Source organism: Micromonospora sp. NPDC126480, from assembly GCF_040302465.1.
Classification (GTDB): Bacteria; Actinomycetota; Actinomycetes; order Mycobacteriales; family Micromonosporaceae; genus Micromonospora.
Genome location: NZ_JBEORU010000007.1, coordinates 60200 through 80767 on the forward strand (window position 1 = coordinate 60200; position 20568 = coordinate 80767).

Consider the following 20568-nt stretch of genomic DNA (forward strand, 5'->3'; position numbering starts at 1 on the left):
GAATTCTCGATCACTAGGAATGGATGGATCTTCGGGAACAGCAGACAGCCTAGACCTCCGGCGGTGACGCTGCGCAACCTCGTTCCGGTAGCGGTCGGAGCGCGCTGCGTCACGTACGCCCTGCTCGGGGCGCTCGTATATCAGCGGGACAGCAGGTAGATCGCGGTCGAACGCCGTCATCTGCCCCACACCTCCTACAACGCGTAACCGATTCGCGGGTCACGAAATCGTCATCTGCCTCCGGGGCGTCTTTCCGAATTGTGGCATTAGTCGGTTGTGTTAACTGACGGTCCGACAACTACCCGACCACCGTCGGCAACGAGGCCCCGCAGACGTTCACACGCTCGGGCCGAATCCGCCCGCACACGGTGTGCGTCCCCGATCACCCGGCCGGGTTACCCGGAAAAGCTGCCCCGCATGCGCCGTGGCCGGTGGGCCGCGCCGCCCCGGGGACGGGGGAGCGTGCGCCGGCGTCGTCGCGCGGGCCGCTCACCCCGCCTGCGCCGCCGATCGGCGGCGGAAGTGGCGACAACTGTACGCCGCCGGTCAAAGCCTCGACGACCTGCGCAAACACCGGCACGTAGCAGGCGCGGCGCCGACCCGGTTCCGCCGGGACGACGCCGCGCGTGCCGGTTGCCTCAGAACCGGTCGGACGGGCGGTGGACGCCCCAGACCTCGCGGAGCGTGCCGCAGACCTCCCCGACGGTGGCGCGGGCCCGCAGCGCCTCCCGCATCGGGTAGAGCACGTTGCCGGTGCCCTCGGCGGCGGCGCGCAGCTCGGCGAGGGCCCGCTCGACCGACCCGCCGTCCCGCTCCGCACGGAGCTTCGCCAGGCGCTCGGCCTGCGCGGCCTCGATCGCCGGGTCGACCCGCAGCGGCTCGTACGGCTCCTCCTCGTCGATCGCGAACCGGTTGAGGCCCACCACGATCCGCTCACCGGAGTCGATCTCCTGCGCGATCCGGTACGCGGACTGCTCGATCTCCCGCTTCTGGAAGCCGGCCTCGATGGCCTCGACCGCCGACCCGTGCTCGAAGACCCGCTGCATCAGGTCGTCCGCCGCGGCCTCGATCTCGCTCGTCATCGCCTCCACCACGTACGAACCGGCGAACGGGTCGACGGTGGCGGTCAGGTCCGTCTCGTACGCGAGCACCTGCTGCGTCCGCAGGGCCAGCCGGGCCGCCTTCTCGGTCGGCAGCGCGATCGCCTCGTCGAAGCTGTTGGTGTGCAGCGACTGGGTGCCGCCGAGCACCGCGCCCAGGCCCTGTACCGCCACCCGGACCAGGTTCACCTCGGGCTGCTGGGCGGTGAGCTGCACGCCCGCGGTCTGGGTGTGGAAGCGGAGCATCATCGACTTCGGGTTCTTCGCGCCGAACTCGTCGCGCATCAGCCGGGCCCAGATCCGCCGGGCGGCGCGGAACTTCGCCACCTCCTCGAGCAGCGTCGTCCGGGCGACGAAGAAGAACGACAGCCGGGGCGCGAAGTCGTCGACGGCCAGCCCGGCGGCGATCGCCGCACGCACGTACTCGACGCCGTTGGCCAGGGTGAACGCGATCTCCTGGACGGGCGAGGCACCGGCCTCCGCCATGTGGTAGCCGGAGATCGAGATGGTGTTCCACTTCGGCACCTCGGCGCGGCAGTACGCGAACGTGTCCGCGACCAGGCGCAGGGAGGGCTTCGGCGGGAAGATGTACGTCCCCCGGGCGATGTACTCCTTGAGGATGTCGTTCTGGATCGTGCCGTTCAGCGCCGAGCCCGGCACGCCGTTCTCCTCGGCGACCAGTTGGTAGAGCAGGAGCAGCACCGAGCCCGGCGCGTTGATGGTCATCGAGGTGGAGACCTTGTCCAGCGGGATGCCGTCGAAGAGCAGCCGCATGTCCTCGATGGAGTCGATGGCGACGCCGACCTTGCCGACCTCGCCGTGCGCGATCGGGTCGTCCGAGTCGTACCCCATCTGGGTCGGCAGGTCGAAGGCGACGGACAGGCCCATCGTGCCGGCTCGCAGCAGCTGGTGGTAGCGGGCGTTGGACTCGGTGGCGGTGCCGAAGCCGGCGTACTGGCGCATCGTCCAGGGACGCGACGTGTACATGGTCGGGTAGACCCCGCGGGTGTACGGGTACTCGCCCGGGCCGCCCAGCCGGGAGTCCAGATCCTCCGGAAGGTCCGTCGCCGTGTAGACGCCCTTGATCGGGAAACCGGACTCGCTTGACCGCCGTTCGCTCATTACCGGATGGTAGGACGGCGCGGCCGGACACCGGGTGAGGGATTCCGCACACCATGCCGGGCGCGCTCGACGGGGTGTGCCTGGCCGGGCACGTACTGTCGAGTTCACCAAACGTCCGCCGCGTCGGCTTTCGCATCGGGCGTCGGACCCAGCAAGATAGGGGGGTTGTGTCCCAGCCCCCTCGATATCCCCCGGTGGCTCTTCAGTGACTCAGATCCCGACGTGGAGCGGCGGACCAGTCAGTCCCCCAAGCGGCCGCGCGACACCCGGCACCACGATCGGCGGGCGCTACTCGCTGCGCTCGGCGGTCGGTAACGGCGGCATGGGCACGGTGTGGCGTGCGACAGACACACTCCTGCGGCGGGACGTGGCCGTCAAGGAGGTCGTGCTGCCGCCCGGGCTCGCCCCCAGCGACCGTGACGCCATGTACGAACGCACCCTGCGCGAGGCGCGCGCGGCCGCCGCGATCCAGCACCCGGCCGTGGTCCAGGTCTACGACGTGGTCACCGAGGCCGGCCGGCCGTGGATCGTGATGGAGCTGCTCGACGCCCGCAGCCTCGCGGACATGGTGATCGAGGACGGGCCGGTCGCCCAACGGGTGGTCGCGAAGATCGGCATCGCCCTGCTCGGCGCGCTGGAGGTCGCGCACGCGATCGGTGTGCTGCACCGGGACGTCAAGCCCGCCAACGTGCTGATCTGCTCCGACGGCCGCTGCGTGCTCACCGACTTCGGCGTCGCCCGGATGCCCACCGACGTGCAGCTCACCACGCCGGGCATGGTGCTCGGCTCCCCGCACTTCATCTCGCCCGAGCGGGCGATGGGCCAGGAGTTCGGCCCGCCGAGCGACCTTTTCTCGCTGGGCGTGACGCTCTACACCGCCGTCGAGGGACGGCCGCCGTTCGACAAGGGCGACCCGATCGAGACGATGCACGCGGTCGTCGAGGACCCGCCCGCCGCACCGCAGCGCAGCGGCCCGCTGGTGCCGGTGCTGATGGGCCTGCTGGAGAAGGATCCGGCCCGCCGGCTCGACGTGCACACCGCCCGGGCCATGCTGCGCGAACTGCTCACCGGGCCGCTGACCAGCACCGCCGCCGCGGTGAACTCGGTGACCGACCCGTACTCGGTGGTGCCGGTGCAGCAGCGGCCGGCGCCCGTCGTACAGCCGGAGCCGGCCAAGCCGAGCGGGCAGATCGGCGGCCGGGCGATGCTCGCGCCCGGCGAGTCGCTCACCGACCGGCTGGCGTCGCTGCGCCGGGGCGGGGCCTCGGTTGCCGGCGCGGGTGCCACCGCGCTGGACGACACGAGCGCCGACGCGCTGGCCGGTCCGCTGCACACGCCGACCGGGGCGATGCCCCCACCGGGCCGCACCTACGGCGGGGACGCCACGCAGCAGATCGGCGGGTACGCGGGGCCGGCCGACGCGACCCAGCGCGTGGGCGGCGCCCAGTGGACGGTTCCCGGCACCGGCCAGCCGTGGACCACCACGCCGCCGCCCGCACCGGCCGGCGGTGGGTTCGTCGGCAAGGCACGTGCCGCCGGTGACCATCTCGTCCGCACGGTCAAGGGCTGGCCGCGCAAGGTCCAGCTCGCCGCCGCCGGCGGGCTCGCCGTGGTCCTCCTGCTCGGCGCGCTGGCCCTCTCCGGTGGCGACGACGACACGCCGGCGACGCCGCAGGCGGGCCCCACCTCGGCCGCTCCGGCCGGGCCGGGGGTCGAGATGAAGGAGCACACCGGCAAGGGTGTGCGGATCATGGTGCCGGACGGCTGGCAGCGCAAGAGCGCGGGCAACTGGGTGGACTACGTCGACCCGGAGGACGAGGGCCGCAAGGTCCGGATCCTGATCGAGCCCTTCTCCACCACGTCGATCCGCTGGGCGGAGATCGCCGAGGAGGGTCTGCGCAAGCGTTCGACGTCCTGCGCGAAGCCGTACGAGCAGATCGCGATGACCGAGGTCGACTGGGCCGGCAAGCAGGCGGCGGAATTCGAGTACACCTGCGGCGAGGGCGACGCCAAGCGGCACGGCAAGTGGCGCGGCCTGGTGGACGGCGGCAAGGTGTTCTCCTTCTACCTGACGTCCACCGACGCGAGGTTCGAGGAGAGCCGGCCGATCTTCGACGCCATGGCGGAGTCGTTCCAGCTCACCGAAGCCGGCTGAGACCCGGCCGGGCCGACGTGATGATCCGCCGGCGTGCTATCAAGAGGCATGCCGGCGGACACCACTGACATCAACGACCTCCGCGAGCAGGCCCGGCGCTGGCTCGACGACGACCCGGACCAGGCCAGCCGCGCCGAGCTGAAGGCGGTGCTCGACCGGCTGCCGGCCAGCGCCCCGGAGCTGGCCGACCGCTTCGCCGGCCCGCTGACCTTCGGCACGGCCGGCCTGCGCGGCCCGCTGCGCGCCGGCCCGAACGGGATGAACCTCGCGGTGGTCACGCAGGCCGCCGCCGGCCTGGTCGCCTGGCTCGCGGCGCAGGGTGGCAGCGGCCCGCTCGTGATCGGGTACGACGCCCGGCACGGCTCCCGCGCCTTCGCCGAACGGACCGCGCAGGTCGCCACCGGCGCGGGACGCCCGGCCGTGCTGCTGCCCCGGCCGCTGCCCACCCCGGTCCTCGCGTACGCGGTGCGACGGCTCGGCGCGGTCGCCGGAGTGATGGTGACCGCCAGCCACAACCCGCCGCAGGACAACGGCTACAAGGTCTACCTGGGCGCCGGGCTCGGCGGCGAACTGGGCGCCGGCGCGCAGATCGTGCCGCCGGCCGACGCCGGGATCGAGGCGGCCATCCGGGCGGTCGGCCCGCTGGCCGAGGTACCGCTGGGCCCGGCCGGGACGGTGCTCGGCGACGACCTGGTGGCGTCGTACGTGCAGCAGGCCGCCGGTGTGATCGACCCGGACGGCCCGCGCGACCTGACCGTGGCGTACACCCCGCTGCACGGGGTCGGGGCGGCGGTGCTCACGGCGGCCTTCGCCCACGCCGGCTTCCCCGTCCCCGGGATCGTGCCCGAGCAGGCCGAGCCGGACCCGGCCTTCCCCACCGTCTCCTTCCCCAACCCGGAGGAGCCCGGCGCGGTCGACCGGCTGACCGCCCTGGCCGAGTCCACCGGCGCCGACATCGCGATCGCCAACGACCCGGACGCGGACCGCTGCGCGGTGGTGGTGCGCGAGACCGGCCCGGCGGCTAGCGCCTCCGGCGAGGTCGCCGGCCCCGGGACCGGCGGGGGCGCGCCGGGATGGCGGATGCTCCGCGGCGACGAGGTCGGCGCCCTCCTCGCCGACCACCTGATGCGCCGCGGCGTCACCGGCCTGTACGCCACCACGATCGTGTCCTCGTCCCTGCTGCGCGCGATGTGCGCCGCCCGGGACCTGCCGTACGACGAGACGCTGACCGGGTTCAAGTGGATCGTGCGGGCGGGCGGCGGGGCCGCGCCGCTGGTCTTCGGCTACGAGGAGGCGCTCGGCTACTGCGTGGCGCCCGACCACGTCCGGGACAAGGACGGGATCACCGCCGCGCTGACCGTGGCCGAACTGGCGGCCGGGCTCAAGGCGCGGGGGCGCACGCTCACCGACCGGCTGGACGAGTTGGCCGCCGAGTTCGGCGTGCACCACACCGACCAGCTCTCGGTACGCGTCGACGACCTGCGGATGATCGCCGAGATGATGGCCCGCGTCCGCGCCGCCACCCCGACCACGCTGCTCGGGCAGCCGCTCACCGAATCGCGGGATCTGCTCCCCGAGGCGGACGTGGTGATCCTGCGCAGCGCCGCCGCCCGCGTGGTGATCCGCCCGTCCGGCACCGAGCCGAAGCTCAAGGCGTATCTGGAGGTGGTGGAGCCGGTCGCGGAGGGCGAGGTGGCCGCGGCCCGCACCCGCGCGGCGCAGGCCGTCGCCACCCTGCGCGCCGAGATCGCCACCGCGCTGGGGGTGTAAGGAAGGGCCCCCTGTTAACGCCTGCGGTAGAGGAAGGGCCCCTTGTTAACACCTCAGGGGCGGGGGCCGAGCGCCGCGTCGACGGCGTGGCCGAGCGCGCTCACCACAAGCGCGACGGACGGGCGGACCACCGAGTCCTCCAGGCTGACCTCGCCGGAGAACCCGGCGCCGCTGGCGATCTCGGTCAGCCGCCGCCGGGCGTCGGCGGCGGCCGCCCCGCTCACCCCCAGCGCCGGTTCCATCCGCAGCACCGCGACAAGCGTGGCCAGCGCGGCGGTCCGCTCGTCGGGGGCCACCGAGCCGGTCAGCGCCTCGGCGAGCCGGCGGCGGGTGTCCGCCTCGACCGACGGGTCGACCACCGGGTAGCGGTGCACGTGGATGAAGCCCAGCTCGGTCTCGTCCACGTCCCGCACGACACCCTGGCGACACAGGTCGCCGAGGATCCGGTCACGCAGGCCGTGCCGCAGCCGCTGCACCCAGGAGGAGGGGCTGTGCGGGGTGTCGGCGGCGATCTTCGCCAGCACGGCGTCGGTCACCGGTTCGCCGGTCGGCGTCGGGTCGAGCACCGTGACGTTCCCCTCGGCGTACGCGATCCGCCCGGCCAGCGCCAGCTCGATCAGCACCGCCGCGGCCATGCCCAGGTCGAGGCTGATCCGGGGCATGGTCGCCCGGCCCGTCTCGTCGTCGTACGCGAGCAGAAGCAATTCCTCGGCGAGCGCAACACCAGTCATGGCCCGGACGCTAGCGCCTCCTCGCACCTGCGGGGTCCGGACGCGCCCAGCCCTCGCCGATCATGGACTTGTGGTGCCGGGTCACGGGCGGTTCGCGCAGCTTGTCACCCACCACAACTCCATGATCGCCTCCCCGCGGCGCGGCGGGTCAGAAGCGGGGCATGCCGCCGAACTGGCGGTCGCCGGCGTCGCCGAGGCCGGGGACGATGAACTTGCGGTCGTTGAGGCCCTCGTCGATCGACGCCGTGACCAGGCGCAGTGGCAGGCCGGAGCGCTCGAGCCGCTCGATGCCGGCGGGCGCGGCGAGCACGCAGAGCACGGTGATGTCGACGCACCCCCGGTCGGCGAGCAGCCGGCAGCAGTGCTCCAGCGAGCCGCCGGTGGCGAGCATCGGGTCGAGCACCAGCACCGGCAGGCCGGCGAGGTCCCGGGGCAGCGACTCCATGTACGCGCGGGGCTCGAAGGTCTCCTCGTCGCGGGCCAGCCCGACGAAGCCCATCGACGACTCCGGCAGCAGGCCGAGCGCGGCGTCGGCCATGCCGAGGCCGGCCCGCAGCACCGGCACCAGCAGCGGCGGGTTCGCCAGCCGGGTGCCCTCGGTGCCGGTGACCGGGGTCTGCACCGGGTACCGCTCGACGGGGAAGGAGCGCGCGGCCTCGTACACCAGCATGGTGGTGAGTTCGTGCAGCGCGGCGCGGAACGCGGCCGAGTCGGTCCGGGCGTCGCGCATGGCGGTCAGCCGCGACTGGGCGAGCGGGTGGTCAATGACGAGTACGTCCACGGTCGCTCAACCTACCCGCCCGCCGCCGGGGACACCGCCGCTGTGGCCGGACCGGCGACTCCGCTCACGCGCAGCCGGGCCGTGACCAAGATCACGCGACGGCTGCGTGCGTAGACTTCGGGTCATGACGGCGACAGCGACGTCGGCCCGGTCGGACCTCTCCGAGCTGGGACGATCCGAGACCGCTCTGCGGACCTTCCTGCACGGCCTGCCCGGCGTGGACCAGGTCGGCGCGGAGCAGCGGGCGGCACAGCTCGGCACCCGCTCCATCAAGACCACGGCCAAGGCCCAGGCGATCGACCTGGCGATCCGGATGGTCGACCTGACCACCCTCGAAGGGGCCGACACCCCGGGCAAGGTGCGGGCGCTCGCCGCCAAGGCCCTGCGCCCCGACCCGGCCGACCCGTCCTGCCCGCACGTCGGCGCCGTCTGCGTCTACCCCGCGATGGTCCCGTACGTTGCCGAGGTGCTGCGCGGCAGTGGCGTGCACCTGGCCAGCGTGGCGACCGCCTTCCCGTCGGGCCAGGCGCCGCTGGAGGTCAAGCTCGCCGACACCCGGGCCGCCGTCGAGGCGGGTGCCAACGAGATCGACATGGTGATCAACCGGGGCGCGTTCCTGGCCGGCCGCTACCAGGAGGTCTACGACGAGATCGTGGCCACCAAGGAGGCCTGCGGGGACGCCCACCTCAAGGTGATCCTGGAGACCGGCGAGCTGGCCACGTACGACAACGTCCGGCGCGCCTCGTGGCTGGCGATGCTGGCCGGCGGCGACTTCATCAAGACCTCCACCGGCAAGGTGCCGGTCGCGGCCACCCCGCCGGTGACGCTTGTGATGCTGGAGGCGGTCCGCGACTTCCGCGCCGCCACCGGGCGGCAGGTCGGCGTGAAGCCGGCCGGCGGTATCAAGACCACAAAGGACGCCATCAAGTACCTGGTGATGGTCAACGAGACCGTCGGCCCGGACTGGCTCGACCCGGACTGGTTCCGCTTCGGCGCCTCCAGCCTGCTCAACGACCTGCTGATGCAGCGCACCAAGCTGACCACCGGTGTCTACGCCGGTCCCGACTACTTCACCCTGGACTGAGCGTGATGTTCGAATACGCCCCCGCCCCCGAGTCGCGCTCGGTGGTGGACCTCAAGCCCTCGTACGGGCTCTTCATCGACGGTGAGTTCGTCGACCCGACCGACGGCGGCACGTTCAAGTCGATCAACCCGGCCTCCGAGGAGGTCCTCGCGGAGGTCGCCGAGGGCGGCGCCGGTGACGTCGACCGGGCGGTCCGCGCGGCCCGCGCCGCGTACGAGAAGGTGTGGGGCCCGATGCCGGGCCGGGACCGGGCCAAGTACCTGTTCCGGATCGCCCGGATCATCCAGGAGCGCTCCCGCGAACTGGCGGTGCTGGAGTCCCTCGACAACGGCAAGCCGATCAAGGAGTCCCGGGACGTCGACATCCCGCTGGTCGCCGCGCACTTCTTCTACTACGCCGGCTGGGCGGACAAGCTCGGTCACGCGGGTTTCGGTCCCGACCCGAAGCCGCTCGGTGTGGCGGCGCAGGTCATCCCGTGGAACTTCCCGCTGCTGATGCTGGCCTGGAAGATCGCCCCGGCGCTCGCCGCCGGCAACACGGTGGTGCTCAAGCCCGCCGAGACGACTCCGCTGACCGCGTTGCTCTTCGCCGAGATCTGCCAGCAGGCCGACCTGCCGGCCGGTGTGGTCAACATCGTCACCGGCGCCGGCGACACCGGCCGGGCCCTGGTCGAGCACGCCGGTGTGGACAAGGTCGCCTTCACCGGCTCCACCGAGGTCGGCCGGGCCATCGCCCGCGCCGTGGCCGGCACCCGCAAGAAGCTCACCCTGGAGCTGGGCGGCAAGGCCGCCAACATCGTCTTCGACGACGCCCCGGTCGACCAGGCGGTCGAGGGCATCGTCAACGGCATCTTCTTCAACCAGGGGCACGTCTGCTGCGCCGGCTCCCGGCTGCTGATCCAGGAGTCCGTCGCCGACCGGGTGCTGGAGTCGCTGAAGCGGCGGATGGCCCAGCTGCGGGTCGGCGACCCGCTGGACAAGAACACCGACATCGGCGCGATCAACTCGGCGGCCCAGCTGGCGCGTATCAGGGAGTTGTCCGACGCCGGCTCCGCCGAGGGCGCCGAGCGCTGGTCGCCGCCGTGCGAGCTGCCCGACCGCGGCTTCTGGTTCGCGCCGACGATCTTCACGGGGGTCACCCAGGCCCACCGGATCGCCCGGGAGGAGATCTTCGGCCCGGTGCTGTCCGTGCTGACCTTCCGCACGCCGGCGGAGGCCGTCGAGAAGGCCAACAACACGCCGTACGGGCTGTCCGCCGGGATCTGGACCGACAAGGGCTCCCGGATCCTGTGGCTGGCCGACCGGCTCCGCGCCGGCGTGGTGTGGGCCAACACGTTCAACAAGTTCGACCCCACCTCGCCGTTCGGCGGCTACAAGGAGTCGGGCTACGGTCGCGAGGGCGGCCGGCACGGGCTGGAGGCGTACCTCAATGTCTGAGCGGGTCGCGGTACGCAAGACGTACAAGCTCTTCATCGACGGGAAGTTCCCGCGCAGCGAATCGGGACGGTCGTATCTCGTGCAGGACGCGAATGTCTCCCTGGCCTCCCGCAAGGACGCACGGGACGCCGTGGTCGCCGCCCGGGCCGCCGTGAAGGGGTGGGCCGGCGCGACGGCGTACAACCGGGGCCAGATCCTCTACCGGGCCGCCGAGATGCTGGAGGGCCGCCGCGAGCAGTTCGTGGCTCTGGGCGTACCGGGCGACGAGGTGGACGCCGCCGTCGACCGCTGGGTCTGGTACGCCGGCTGGTCGGACAAGCTGGCCCAGGTGTACGGCGGCGCGAACCCGGTCGCCGGCCCGTACTTCAACCTGTCGGCGCCCGAGCCGACCGGCGTCGTGGCCGTGGTGGCCCCGGAGGCGCCGGCGCTGCTCGGCCTGGTCAGTGTGATCGCCCCGGCGATCGTGACCGGAAACACGGTGGTGGTGGCGGCCTCGCCGGCGGCCCCGCTCGCGGCGGTGACCCTGGCCGAGGTGCTGGCCACCTCCGACCTGCCCGGCGGGGTGGTGAACATCCTGACCGGCCGGCTGTCGGAGACCGTGCCGACGCTCGCGAGCCACATGGACGTCAACGCCATCGACCTGTCCGGCGTCGGCGACGCCGGGCTGGCCGCCGACCTGGAGGTCAAGGCGGCGGAGAACCTGAAGCGGGTGCTCCGCCCCGCTGCCGCCGGCCACGACTGGTCCGCCGACCCGGGCATCACCCGGATGACGGCGCTGCTGGAGACGAAGACGGTCTGGCATCCGAAGGGGGTCTGACCGGCTGCGCCGCGGGCTCTACTACGCGGGGTAGGATTGGCGCGTGACTCGGCTCGGTGATCTCGAACGTGCGGTGATGGACGTGCTGTGGGACTCGGTCCCCGCCACGTCGGGCGGCGTCACCGTGCGGGAGGTCGCCGACGCCCTCGCCGGGCGTGAGCTGGCGTACACGACGGTGATGACGGTGCTGGACCGGCTCGCCGGCAAGGGCATGGTGCAGCGGGAACGCGAGGGACGGGCCTGGCGGTACCGGGCCGCCGCGAGCCGGGAGGCGCACATCGCGCAGCTCATGCTCGACGCGCTCGATCTCGGCGGCAGCCGGGACGCCGCTCTGGTGCGCTTCGCCCGGTCGGTCACCGGAACCGAGGCGGAGGTGCTGCGCGCCGCGCTGAGCGCGGAGGCGGGGCTGACCGACACCGCCACCCCGCCCGAGCGGAGCGGCGCGGGAACGCTCGTCGACCGGGTCGATCCGCCGGCGGCGGACCGGGCCGCGCGGGCGCACCGGGCCGACGAGGCAGCGGACCGGTAGGGCGGGCGGGCATGGCCTACGCGATGCACTTCGGCGTGTCGGTGCTGGCCTGCTGGCTCACCGCACAGGTGCTGGCCCGCTCGACGTGGCCCTGGCGCAGCCCCCGGGTGGCGATCCTCTGCTGGCAGGCGGTCGGCCTGGCTGTCGGCCTCTCCGCGATGGGCCTGCCGATCGCGCTCGGCCTCGCCGCGTACGGCCTGCCGACCGGCAGCGCCCTGTGGGCGCTCGCCACGGACCTGAGCCACGGCACCCTGCCGGCGGAGGTGGGCGCGGTCCAGCTCGGGCTCGTCGGCGTCGGCTTCGGCATCGGGGCGGTGCTCCTGACCACCACCGTCCGCAGCCTGTACGCCGCCGTGCGCGCCCAGCGACGCCACCGCGACCTGCTCGCGCTTGTCGCGCGCCGGGACCCGACCGTGCCCGGTGCCCTGGTGCTCGACCATCCGAGCGCGGCGGCGTACTGCCTGCCGGGGGTGAAGCCCCGGGTCGTGGTCAGCGCCGGCACGCTCGACCTGCTGGATCGGGCCGAGCTGGCGGCCGTGCTCACCCACGAGCGGGCGCACGCCCAGGAGCGGCACGATCTGGTGCTGCTGCCGTTCACCGCGCTCTGCCGGGCCCTGCCCTGGTTCCAGTGGGTGCGGGACGCGCACGAGCGGGTCGCCCTCCTGGTCGAGATGCGCGCCGACGACAAGGCCCGCGCACTGCACGCGGAGGCGTCCCTGGCCGGCGCGCTGCGCCGGTTCGCCGCCGCCGGCAACCGGATCACCCCGGCCGGCGCGCTGGGGATGGGCGACCGGGATCTCGACGTACGGGTGCAGCGCCTGCTGGAGTCGGGGCGGCCGCCCCGGCTGGTGGGCGCCGCGGCGCTGAGCGTGACGACCACCCTGGCCGCCCTGCCCGTCTCGCTGTTCCTGAGCTGACCGGGCGCCCCCGCGCTCGGCGCACCCGGCGGGCGGCATATGTAGACAGGCTACGTGTAGGCTCGCTCCGATAGACGCACCCGTCCGCCCGGAGGGCCGCCCCTTGGACACCCTGCTCCTCGCCCGCCTCCAGTTCGCCACGACGGCCTCGATCCATTTTCTCTTCGTCGTGGTCACGCTCGGCCTGGTGACGCTGCTGGTCGGCCTGCAGACGGCATGGGTGCTCACCGACAAGCCGGTCTACGAGCGGCTGACCCGCTTCTGGGGCCAGCTCTACGTGATCAACTATGTGCTCGGCATCGCCACCGGCATCGTGATGGAGTTCCAGTTCGGGTTGAACTGGAGCGGGCTGTCGCGGTACGTCGGCAACGTCTTCGGGGCACCGCTCGCCATCGAGACGCTCGTCGCGTTCTTCCTCGAGTCGACGTTCCTCGGCATGTGGATCTTCGGCTGGCACCGGCTCCGCCGCGGCGTCCACCTGGCCCTGCTCTACGGGGTGGCGATCACCGCCTACGCCTCGGCCTTCTGGATCATGGTCGCCAACTCCTGGCTGCAGAACCCGGTCGGGTACGAGGTCCGTGACGGGATCGCCCACCTGACCGACTTCTCCGCCCTGCTGACCAACCCGAGCCTCGGCATGGCGCTCGGGCACGTGGTCGCGGCGGCCCTGCTCGTCGGCGGGATGCTGATGGCCGCGGTGAGCGCCTGGCACCTCCTGCGCCGCACCCCGGACTTCGCCCTGCACCGCACCGGCCTGCGGATCGGCCTGGTCGTCGCCACGCTGTCGATCACCCTTGTGCAGGGGTTCGGCTTCGCCCAGTTCGGCCCGGTCGGCGAGGTGCAGCCGACCAAGTTCGGCGGCAGCCCGGCGGCGGACGCCCTGGTCGCCGAGTGGACGGCACGGTTCGGCCCCGGTGACTACACCCCACCGGCGCTGGCGGACGTCGGGCTCGGGTTCATGATCCTCATCGGCTTCGGCCTCGGCACGCTGTGGCTGCTCCTGCCGCTGCTCTGGCGGGACTGGATCATCCGGCTCCGCGTTCCGCTCTGGCTGCTGCTGATCGCCCTGCCGTTGCCCTTCGTCGCGGTGATCCTCGGCTGGCTCGCCCGCGAGGTCGGCCGGCAGCCCTGGGTGGCGTACGGGCTGCTCCCCACCGATCAGGCCGTCTCCGGCGTCGGCCCGGGGTTGATGCTCGTCTCCTACCTCGGCTTCACCCTGCTGCTCGGCGCCCTCGCCGGCACCAACTGGGTGCTGCTCGCCCGGCACGCCGCCCGGGGCGCCGCCGATCCCGCTCTCGGCCGCCGGCCCGAGCAGCCGGCCGACCCCCGCCCCGAACCCGCCTTCGCCTGAGGGAGACGACCGTGGAACTCGCCTGGTACGCGCTGCTCGGCGCCTTCTTCGCCACCTACCTCGTGCTTGGCGGCTACGACTACGGCGTCGGGCTGCTGCTCGCCCGCCGCACCGACCCGGCCCACCGCCGGCAGACCCTCAACGCTCTCGGCCCCTTCTTCCTCGGCAACGAGGTCTGGCTGGTGGCCGCCGTCGGCATCCTCTTCGGGGCGTTCCCCGTCCTGGAGGGCGAGCTGCTGTCCGGCCTCTACCCGGCGGTCGTCGGCGCGCTCGCCGGGGTGATCCTGGTGACCGCCGGGGTGCAGCTACGGAGCCGGCCGGCGAGCGACCGGGCCCGCGCCACCTGGGACCGGGTGGTCGTCGCCGGCAGCCTGCTCGCCGCGCTGGGCTGGGGCGCGGTGCTCGGCGGACTGCTCCAGGGCGTACCGCTGCACGCCGACGGGCACGTCGCCGGGGTGACCCACCTCGGCACGCCCTTCGTGGCCGCCACCGGCCTCGCCCTTGTCGCCCTCGTCGCCCTGCACGGCGCGACCTTCCTCGCCCTCCGCCTGCCGGCCGCCGACGCCGAGCCGATGGCGCGGCTGGCCGGCCGGCTGGTCCCGATGGCCCTCGCCGCGGTCGGCGCGGTCGCCGTCGTGGGCCTGCTCTCCGACCGGGTACGCGCCGCCGCCCAGCGCCCGGCGGTGGGCGTACTCCTGCTGGCACTGCTGGTCGCGGCGGTGCTGGCGGCCCGGGCGGCGCTCGCCCGGCGGCGGCCGGGCCTGGCGTTCGCCGCCACCGCCACGGCCCTCGCGGTGCCGGTGGCGCTGGTCGGGGCGACCCTCTGGCCGTACGCGCTGGTCTCCACGGTCGATCCCGCGGCGTCCCTGACCGTGGCCGACGCGGCCGCCAGCGCGCCCACCCTGCGGCTGCTGGGATGGCTGACGCTACCGCTGCTGCCGGCCCTACTAGGCTTTCAGGCGATGTGCTGGTGGGTGTTCCGGGGACGGACCGACGGCAGGGCACCGGTGTACTGGTGAACCGCCGCCCCTTCGACCCGCGTCTGCTGCGTCGGGTCCCCGCGGCCCGGCGCGACCTCGCCGTGCTCGCGCTGCTCGGCGTGCTCGCCGCGGGTCTGGTGGTGGCCCAGGCGACGGCGCTCGCGGCGCTGCTCGCGACGGCGTTCGACGGGCGGCTGGACCGGCCCGCGCTGGCCGGGTTCCTGGCGGCGGTCGCCGCCCGGTCCCTGCTCGTGTGGGCGCAGGGCACGGTGTCGGCCCGGGTCGCGGCGACGGTCAAGGCGGCGCTGCGGGTCGAGCTGCTCGACGCGGTCGGGCGGCACGGGCCGGCCTGGGTCGCGGGGCAGCGGACCGGGCAGCTCGCCACCCTGGCCGGCCGGGGGCTGGACGCGCTGGACGCCTACTTCACCGGCTACCTGCCCCAGCTCGTGCTCAGCGTCACCGTGCCGGTGGCCGTGCTGGGTCGGATCTTCCTCGCCGACTGGAGCTCGGCCCTCATCATCGCGGTCACGCTGCCGCTCATCCCGATCTTCGGCGCGCTGCTCGGCTGGCAGGCGCAGGCCGCGACCGAACGCCAGTGGCGACGGCTGTCGTTGCTCGGCGGGCACTTCCTGGACATGGTGGCGGGGCTGCCCACGCTGCGGGCCTTCGGGCGGGCGCGGGCGCAGACCGAGGCGGTCCGCCGGATGGCCGACGGGCACCGGGTGGCGACCATGCGCACGTTGCGCATCGCGTTCCTCTCCGCCCTGGTGCTGGAGCTGGTCGCCACCCTCTCCGTGGCGCTGGTCGCGGTGCCGGTGGGTGTCCGGCTGCTCGGCGGCGGGCTGACCCTGCAGACCGCGCTGCTGGTGCTGCTGCTCACCCCGGAGGCGTACCTGCCGCTGCGCGCGGCCGGCAGCCGCTTCCACGCCAGCATGGAGGGCCTCACCGCGCTGGACGAGGCGCTCACGCTCGCCGCCGGGGCGCCGGCCACCGGCGCCCGTGCGGACCGACCCGTGCCGGACGGGCGCGGTGAGATCCGGTTCGAGGGTGTGACCGTCGCGTACGACCGCACCACCGCCCTCCGCGACGTCACGCTGACCGTCCGGCCGGGCGAACGGATCGCCGTCGTCGGGCCGAGCGGCGCCGGCAAGAGCACCCTGCTGAACCTGCTGCTCGGCTTCGTCGCGCCCACCACCGGCCGGGTCACCGTCGGCGGCGTGGACCTGGCCGACGCCGATCTGGACGCCTGGCGCCGGCAGCTCGCCTGGGTCCCGCAACGGGCCCACCTCTTCGCCGCGTCGCTGGCCGACAACATCCGCCTCGGCGCCCCCGACACACCGGACGCCGCCCTGGCCGGCGCGGTCCGGGACGCCGCGCTGGACGACGTCGTCGACGCGCTGCCCGACGGGCTGGCCACCGTCCTCGGCGAACGGGGGCAGGGCCTCTCCAGCGGCCAGCGGCAACGGGTGGCGCTGGCCCGCGCCTTCCTGCGGGACGCCCCGGTGGTGCTGCTCGACGAACCGACCGCCCGGCTGGACTCGGCAAGCGAGGCGGCCGTCCTCGACGCCACCCGCACGCTGGTGTCCGGCCGGACGGCACTGCTTGTCGCGCACCGCCCCGCGCTGCTCGCCGACGCCGACCGCATCCTGCGCGTCGCCGACGGGCGGGTCACCGAACTCACCCCGACCGCCGCCGGGAAGGCGACCTCGTGACCGACCCCGACGATCCGACGGCCGGAGCGGCCGGCCCCCGGAGCTTCCCCGGGACGCCGGGCGACGCTCGCACGGCCGCCGCCCGCGTCGACGCCGTCGAGGAGGCGGCGGGCCCGCTGCCGGCCGTCGGCGCGGACGCACCCGCCGGGCCGGGTGCGGGGCCGCTGCCCCCGGAGGCCCGTCCGTCCGGCGGCGCGCCGGAGCGGGTCGTGCTGCGGCTGGCCCGCCCGTACCTGAACCGGCTGCTCGGCGCGGGCCTGCTCGCCGCCGCCACCGAGTTCGCCGCGCTGGCCCTGATGGCCACGGCGACGTGGCTGCTGATGACCGCCGCCGGCCAGCCACCGCTGGACCGACTGACCGTGGCGATCGTCGCCGTCCGCGCGCTCGCCATCGGGCGGGGCGTGCTCCGCTACACCGAACGCCTGGCCGGGCACGACGCGGTGCTGCGGTTGGTCACCGACGTCCGCGCCCGGGTGTTCGCGGCCCTGGCTGCCCGCCGGGACTCCGCCGGGCAGCGGTCCGGCGACGCGTTGAGCCGGCTGGTCTCGGACGTGGAGGCGGTGCAGGACCTGCTGCTGCGGGTTCTCGTGCCGGCCGCCGCGGCGGGGCTGGTGAGCGTGGTGGCCGTGGCCGCGGCGGCGCTGGTCTCCCCGGCCGCCGCCGGGGCACTCGCACTCGGCCTGCTGGTCGCCGGTGTCGCGCTGCCGGCCCTGGCCACCAGGCTGACCCGGCGCGCCGCCGCCGAGCTGGCGCCGCTGCGCGGCGCACTGGCCACCGACGCCGTCGACCTCACCCACGGTGCCGCCGATCTCGCCGCCTTCGGCGCCACCGGCGAGGCGCTGGACGCGGCCACGGCCCGCGCCGGCCGGCTGGCCCGCGTCGAGCGGCGACTCGCCGCCACCGGGTTCGCGGTCGACGCGCTGGGCGTGCTGGTGGCCGGGGCGACCGCCGGGGCGGTGGTGCTCACGGGCCTGGCCGCCGGTGTGGACGGCGTGCTGGTGGGCGTACTCGCCGTCGGCACGCTGGCCGCCGTCGAGGTGGCGCTCGCACTCGTCGGTGCCGCCCGCCAGTGGACCGGCCTGCGCGCCGGCCTGACCCGGGTGGCCGCACTGCTGGCGGAGGTTCCGGCCCCGGCGGCACCCGCCACCGGTCCGGCCCCGGCGACCCCCGAGGTCCGGTTCTCCGACGTCACCGTCCGGTACCGCCCCGGCGCCCCGCCCGCCCTCGACCGGTTCCGCCTGGACCTGCCGCCCGGGCGGCGGGTCGCCGTGGTCGGGCCGAGCGGCGCCGGCAAGAGCACGCTCGCCGCCGTGCTGACCGGCGCGGTACGCCCGACCACCGGGCGGGTGACGTTGGACGGGCGGGACGTCTCCGCGTACCCCGAGGAGACCCTGCCCCGGTACGTCGGGGGCCTGCTCGCCGAGGCGTACGTCTTCCACGCCACCGTCCGGGAGAACCTGCTGCTCGGGCGCCCCGGCGCGGGCGAGGACGAGCTGGCCGCGGCCGCCGAGGCCGCCGGCCTGCGGGACTGGGTACGCGAGCAGCCCGACGGCTGGGACACCGTGGTCGGCGAGGAGGGCGGACAGCTCTCCGGCGGCCAGCGGCAACGTCTCGCCCTGGCGCGGGCGCTGCTCGCCGCGCCGCCGGTGCTCGTACTGGACGAGCCCACCGAGGGGCTCGACCCGGCGGCGGCGGACGCCGTGCTCGGGTCCGTGCTGGCCGCCACCCCGGGCGGGCGCTCCGTGCTGCTGATCAGCCACCGGCTGCGTGGGCTGGCCGGGTTCGACGAGATCGTGGTGCTCGACGCGGGGCGGGTGGTCCAGCGCGGCCGGCACGCCGACCTGGTCGCCGCCCCGGGCTGGTACCGGGACCAGTGGCTGCTGCAGGAGGCCGCCGAGCGCGGCTACCTCGCCCTCGGCCCGCTGCCCTGACCGGGGTCGGAACCGCGGATCCGGGTCCGCCCAGGGATGTCCCGGACGACGCGGAACCGCCACACGTGGCAGGGTGGGGCCATGCGGGGCGGCGACGACGTGATGGTGGAGGAGCGGCTGCGCGCCCTCGGTGAGCGGCTGCGCGGGCCGAGGCGGCTGAAGGCCGACCTGTTGACCGAGGCGCGGCACGGGCTGCTGGACGCCGTCGAGGCGTACCGGGAGGACGGCCTGCCGGCCGCGGAGGCCCGTCGCCGGGCGGTGGCCGAGTTCGGCTCACCGGCGCAGCTCGCCCCGGCCTACCAGGCCGAACTGGCGGTCGGCGCGCTGCGTGGCCTCTCCTGGCGGGTGCTCGCCGTGGCCGCCGCCAGCATCGCCGTCGGCGACCTCACCTGGTACGGCGCCAGTTGGAGCGAGGGACCCCGGCCGCCCGAGGGCTACCTGCTCCTGGCGGCCTCGCTGGACTGGCTCTGGCTGGTCGCGGCGGTGCTCGGCGGTCTTGGCGTGCTGGTGGCCGGTGCCACCCGCCGCAACCGGCTGGTGGACCGGCTGGTGGGGGCCGGCCTCACCGGCGTGCTCGCCCTTGGTGCGCTCGTCGGAGCGGCCGTTTTCGGCTGGTCCGTGGGACTGTGGGACGCCGCGCTGACCTGGCCGCCGATGATCGTCGGTGCGGTGGTGGTGACCGTGGGCTTCCTCTGGCTGGGCAGCGCTGTCCGGTGCTGGGTGCACGCGGTGCGCTGACCTCGACGGAGGTCAGGCCGGCGCGCTCGGGGGCGTGTCGGCGTCGAGGAACCGGCCGACGGTGGTGCTGAACGAGCGCCACCCGGAGCGCTCGCCGGCCAGTGCCCGACGGCCCGCGTCGGTGAGCTGGTACGTCCGCCGCTCCCGACCGTTGACCGTGCTCCACGTGCTCGCCACGTGACCGGCCCGCTCCAGCCGCCGCAGCGCCGGATAGATGGTTCCGGTGGGCAGGTCGAGGTGACCCTCGCTGCGGGTGCGCAACGCCTCGATGATCGCGTAGCCGTGCAACGGCCCCTGCTCGAGCACGGCGAGCAGCAGTGCGTCGAGGTGTCCGTGCAGCGCCTGGGCCTTCATGTGTAGCAACGCTACTTGTCGGCCGACCGAATCGCCACCGGGGTGCGGGCGCCGCGACTCCAGGATCGCCCACTAGGGTATGTGCGCGTAGTCACTCGCCGGCTGAGTCCGGCGGGTGGGCAGCCCGAAGCACACGGAGGTCAGCGTGGCCCGCCAGTCGCCTCAACGGCCCGACGCCGACGAGCCCGAGCTCGACGCCGAAGCCGAAGCCGAGTCCGGCACCGCAACCGCGTCGGCCGAGGCCGCCCGCGCGCTCTGGGACGAGCTGCGGATCGACCCGGTGGAGATCGCCCTGCCCGCCGGCACCGGCTACACCCTGCGGGCGTACCGGCCGGCGCGGGAGCTGACCCCGACCGACGTCGAGGAGCGCGACCAGGACGACCCCTTCCTCGCCCGCCGCCAGGTGGTGACCGAGGAGGACGAGGACGACGAGACGGTCGTCATCCTCGACGAGGAGGTCGCCCAGGAGTTCGCCGAGAGCGACGAGGAGGAGGCCGGCGGGGGCCGGCGCGGCGGCAAGGACGAGTCGGCGGACGAGTCCGAGGCGGCCGACGAGGAGCCGGGCGACGAGGAGGTGCCGGTCTTCCTGAGCCACAAGGGTCGGCTGCTGCTCTTCAAGACACCGGAGTCCCTGGTCAGTTTCGTCCGTTCCGGCGCTCCCAACGACCTGTCCCAACTGGACAGCTGGAATGAACTGTCCGAACGGGTGGAACCGGCCGACATCGCGCCGCTCGACGAGGACATCTACGAGCTCGACCTGGTCGTGGAGAACCTGCGGGGCGGGCACGACGCGTGGGACCCCACGCTGCTCATCGAAGCCGGTGAGATCGCTCGTGACCTGTCGTACGCCCTGCGGCTACCCGCCGTGCTCGACATGCTCTCCGCCGGTTCCAGTCTCGACGACCTGGATGAGGCTCTCCGGGCGTCTGTCAACGGGGGGATCGGCGGATTCCTCGGCCGCCGCCGGTTGAAGAAAATCGGGGCACAAACCGCAAGTCTGGGTTGGCGCACCATTGTCGGCAAGATCTCTGCCGTCGTGGACTGGCGCGACTGACCCGTA

Annotated in this window: 17 protein-coding genes; 13 read left to right on the plus strand and 4 right to left on the minus strand. The window is 74.1% G+C overall.

All coding sequences use genetic code 11. The annotated features are described in order from the left end of the window. Positions 1–638 precede the first annotated feature (638 nt). A complete protein-coding gene (locus tag ABTW87_RS08905; RefSeq protein WP_350649986.1) occupies positions 639–2222 on the minus strand; it encodes an acyl-CoA mutase large subunit family protein in 1584 nt (527 codons plus the stop codon). A gap of 205 nt (positions 2223–2427) precedes the next feature. On the opposite strand from ABTW87_RS08905, the gene ABTW87_RS08910 reads away from it, so the two are divergent. Beyond that, on the plus strand, positions 2428–4377 hold the full coding sequence (locus ABTW87_RS08910; RefSeq protein WP_350649988.1) for a serine/threonine-protein kinase: 1950 nt from the start codon (positions 2428–2430) through the stop codon (positions 4375–4377). Between the two features lie 48 nt (positions 4378–4425). Beyond that, complete coding sequence (locus tag ABTW87_RS08915; RefSeq protein ID WP_350649990.1) at positions 4426–6147, plus strand: phospho-sugar mutase; 1722 nt, start codon at positions 4426–4428, stop codon at positions 6145–6147. 53 nt (positions 6148–6200) lie between these two features. Here ABTW87_RS08915 and ABTW87_RS08920 read toward each other — a convergent pair whose 3' ends face one another. Together ABTW87_RS08920 and upp are read right to left on the minus strand one after the other, a co-directional pair. Continuing rightward, entirely contained in the window at positions 6201–6878 is a 678-nt protein-coding gene (locus ABTW87_RS08920) for a GOLPH3/VPS74 family protein (RefSeq protein ID WP_350649992.1), read from the minus strand. A 148-nt stretch (positions 6879–7026) separates the two neighbouring features. Then, entirely contained in the window at positions 7027–7659 is a 633-nt protein-coding gene (upp, locus tag ABTW87_RS08925; RefSeq protein ID WP_350649994.1) for a uracil phosphoribosyltransferase, read from the minus strand. A 124-nt stretch (positions 7660–7783) separates the two neighbouring features. Here upp and deoC point away from each other — a divergent pair, with 124 nt between their 5' ends. The 10 genes from deoC (at position 7784) to ABTW87_RS08975 (ending at position 19154) form a co-directional block, all read left to right on the plus strand. Beyond that, complete coding sequence (gene deoC, locus ABTW87_RS08930; protein WP_350649996.1) at positions 7784–8743, plus strand: deoxyribose-phosphate aldolase; 960 nt, start codon at positions 7784–7786, stop codon at positions 8741–8743. A 5-nt stretch (positions 8744–8748) separates the two neighbouring features. Next, entirely contained in the window at positions 8749–10179 is a 1431-nt protein-coding gene (locus ABTW87_RS08935; RefSeq protein ID WP_350649998.1) for an aldehyde dehydrogenase family protein, read from the plus strand. Further along, positions 10172–10996, plus strand: coding sequence for an aldehyde dehydrogenase family protein (locus tag ABTW87_RS08940; protein ID WP_350650000.1), 825 nt, complete (start codon positions 10172–10174; stop codon positions 10994–10996). Before ABTW87_RS08935 ends, ABTW87_RS08940 begins: the two co-directional genes overlap by 8 nt. 43 nt (positions 10997–11039) lie before the next feature. Continuing rightward, positions 11040–11525 carry a BlaI/MecI/CopY family transcriptional regulator gene (locus ABTW87_RS08945; protein ID WP_350650002.1) on the plus strand — a complete coding sequence of 162 codons (486 nt, stop codon included), beginning with the start codon at positions 11040–11042 and terminating at the stop codon, positions 11523–11525. Between the two features lie 11 nt (positions 11526–11536). Next, a complete protein-coding gene (locus ABTW87_RS08950) occupies positions 11537–12442 on the plus strand; it encodes a M56 family metallopeptidase (protein WP_350650004.1) in 906 nt (301 codons plus the stop codon). Positions 12443–12545: 103 nt separating this feature from the next. Next, a complete protein-coding gene (locus tag ABTW87_RS08955) occupies positions 12546–13793 on the plus strand; it encodes a cytochrome ubiquinol oxidase subunit I (protein WP_350650006.1) in 1248 nt (415 codons plus the stop codon). A gap of 11 nt (positions 13794–13804) precedes the next feature. Continuing rightward, on the plus strand, positions 13805–14812 hold the full coding sequence (locus ABTW87_RS08960) for a cytochrome d ubiquinol oxidase subunit II (RefSeq protein ID WP_350650008.1): 1008 nt from the start codon (positions 13805–13807) through the stop codon (positions 14810–14812). Then, the gene (gene cydD, locus ABTW87_RS08965; RefSeq protein ID WP_350650010.1) at positions 14809–16485 is read left to right on the plus strand and encodes a thiol reductant ABC exporter subunit CydD; all 1677 of its coding nucleotides are present in this window, start codon (positions 14809–14811) and stop codon (positions 16483–16485) included. The genes ABTW87_RS08960 and cydD overlap by 4 nt, the downstream gene beginning before the upstream one ends. Before the next feature lie 164 nt (positions 16486–16649). Continuing rightward, positions 16650–18416 carry a thiol reductant ABC exporter subunit CydC gene (cydC, locus tag ABTW87_RS08970; protein WP_350650293.1) on the plus strand — a complete coding sequence of 589 codons (1767 nt, stop codon included), beginning with the start codon at positions 16650–16652 and terminating at the stop codon, positions 18414–18416. An 81-nt stretch (positions 18417–18497) separates the two neighbouring features. Next, on the plus strand, positions 18498–19154 hold the full coding sequence (locus ABTW87_RS08975) for a permease prefix domain 1-containing protein (protein WP_350650012.1): 657 nt from the start codon (positions 18498–18500) through the stop codon (positions 19152–19154). A 12-nt stretch (positions 19155–19166) separates the two neighbouring features. Here the strand turns inward: ABTW87_RS08975 and ABTW87_RS08980 are convergent, their stop codons facing one another. Beyond that, on the minus strand, positions 19167–19508 hold the full coding sequence (locus ABTW87_RS08980) for a PadR family transcriptional regulator (RefSeq protein WP_350650014.1): 342 nt from the start codon (positions 19506–19508) through the stop codon (positions 19167–19169). Positions 19509–19623: 115 nt separating this feature from the next. Here ABTW87_RS08980 and ABTW87_RS08985 point away from each other — a divergent pair, with 115 nt between their 5' ends. Further along, positions 19624–20562: a SatS C-terminal domain-containing protein gene (locus ABTW87_RS08985; protein ID WP_350650016.1), complete on the plus strand. Its 939-nt coding sequence runs from the start codon at positions 19624–19626 to the stop codon at positions 20560–20562. Positions 20563–20568 lie beyond the last annotated feature (6 nt).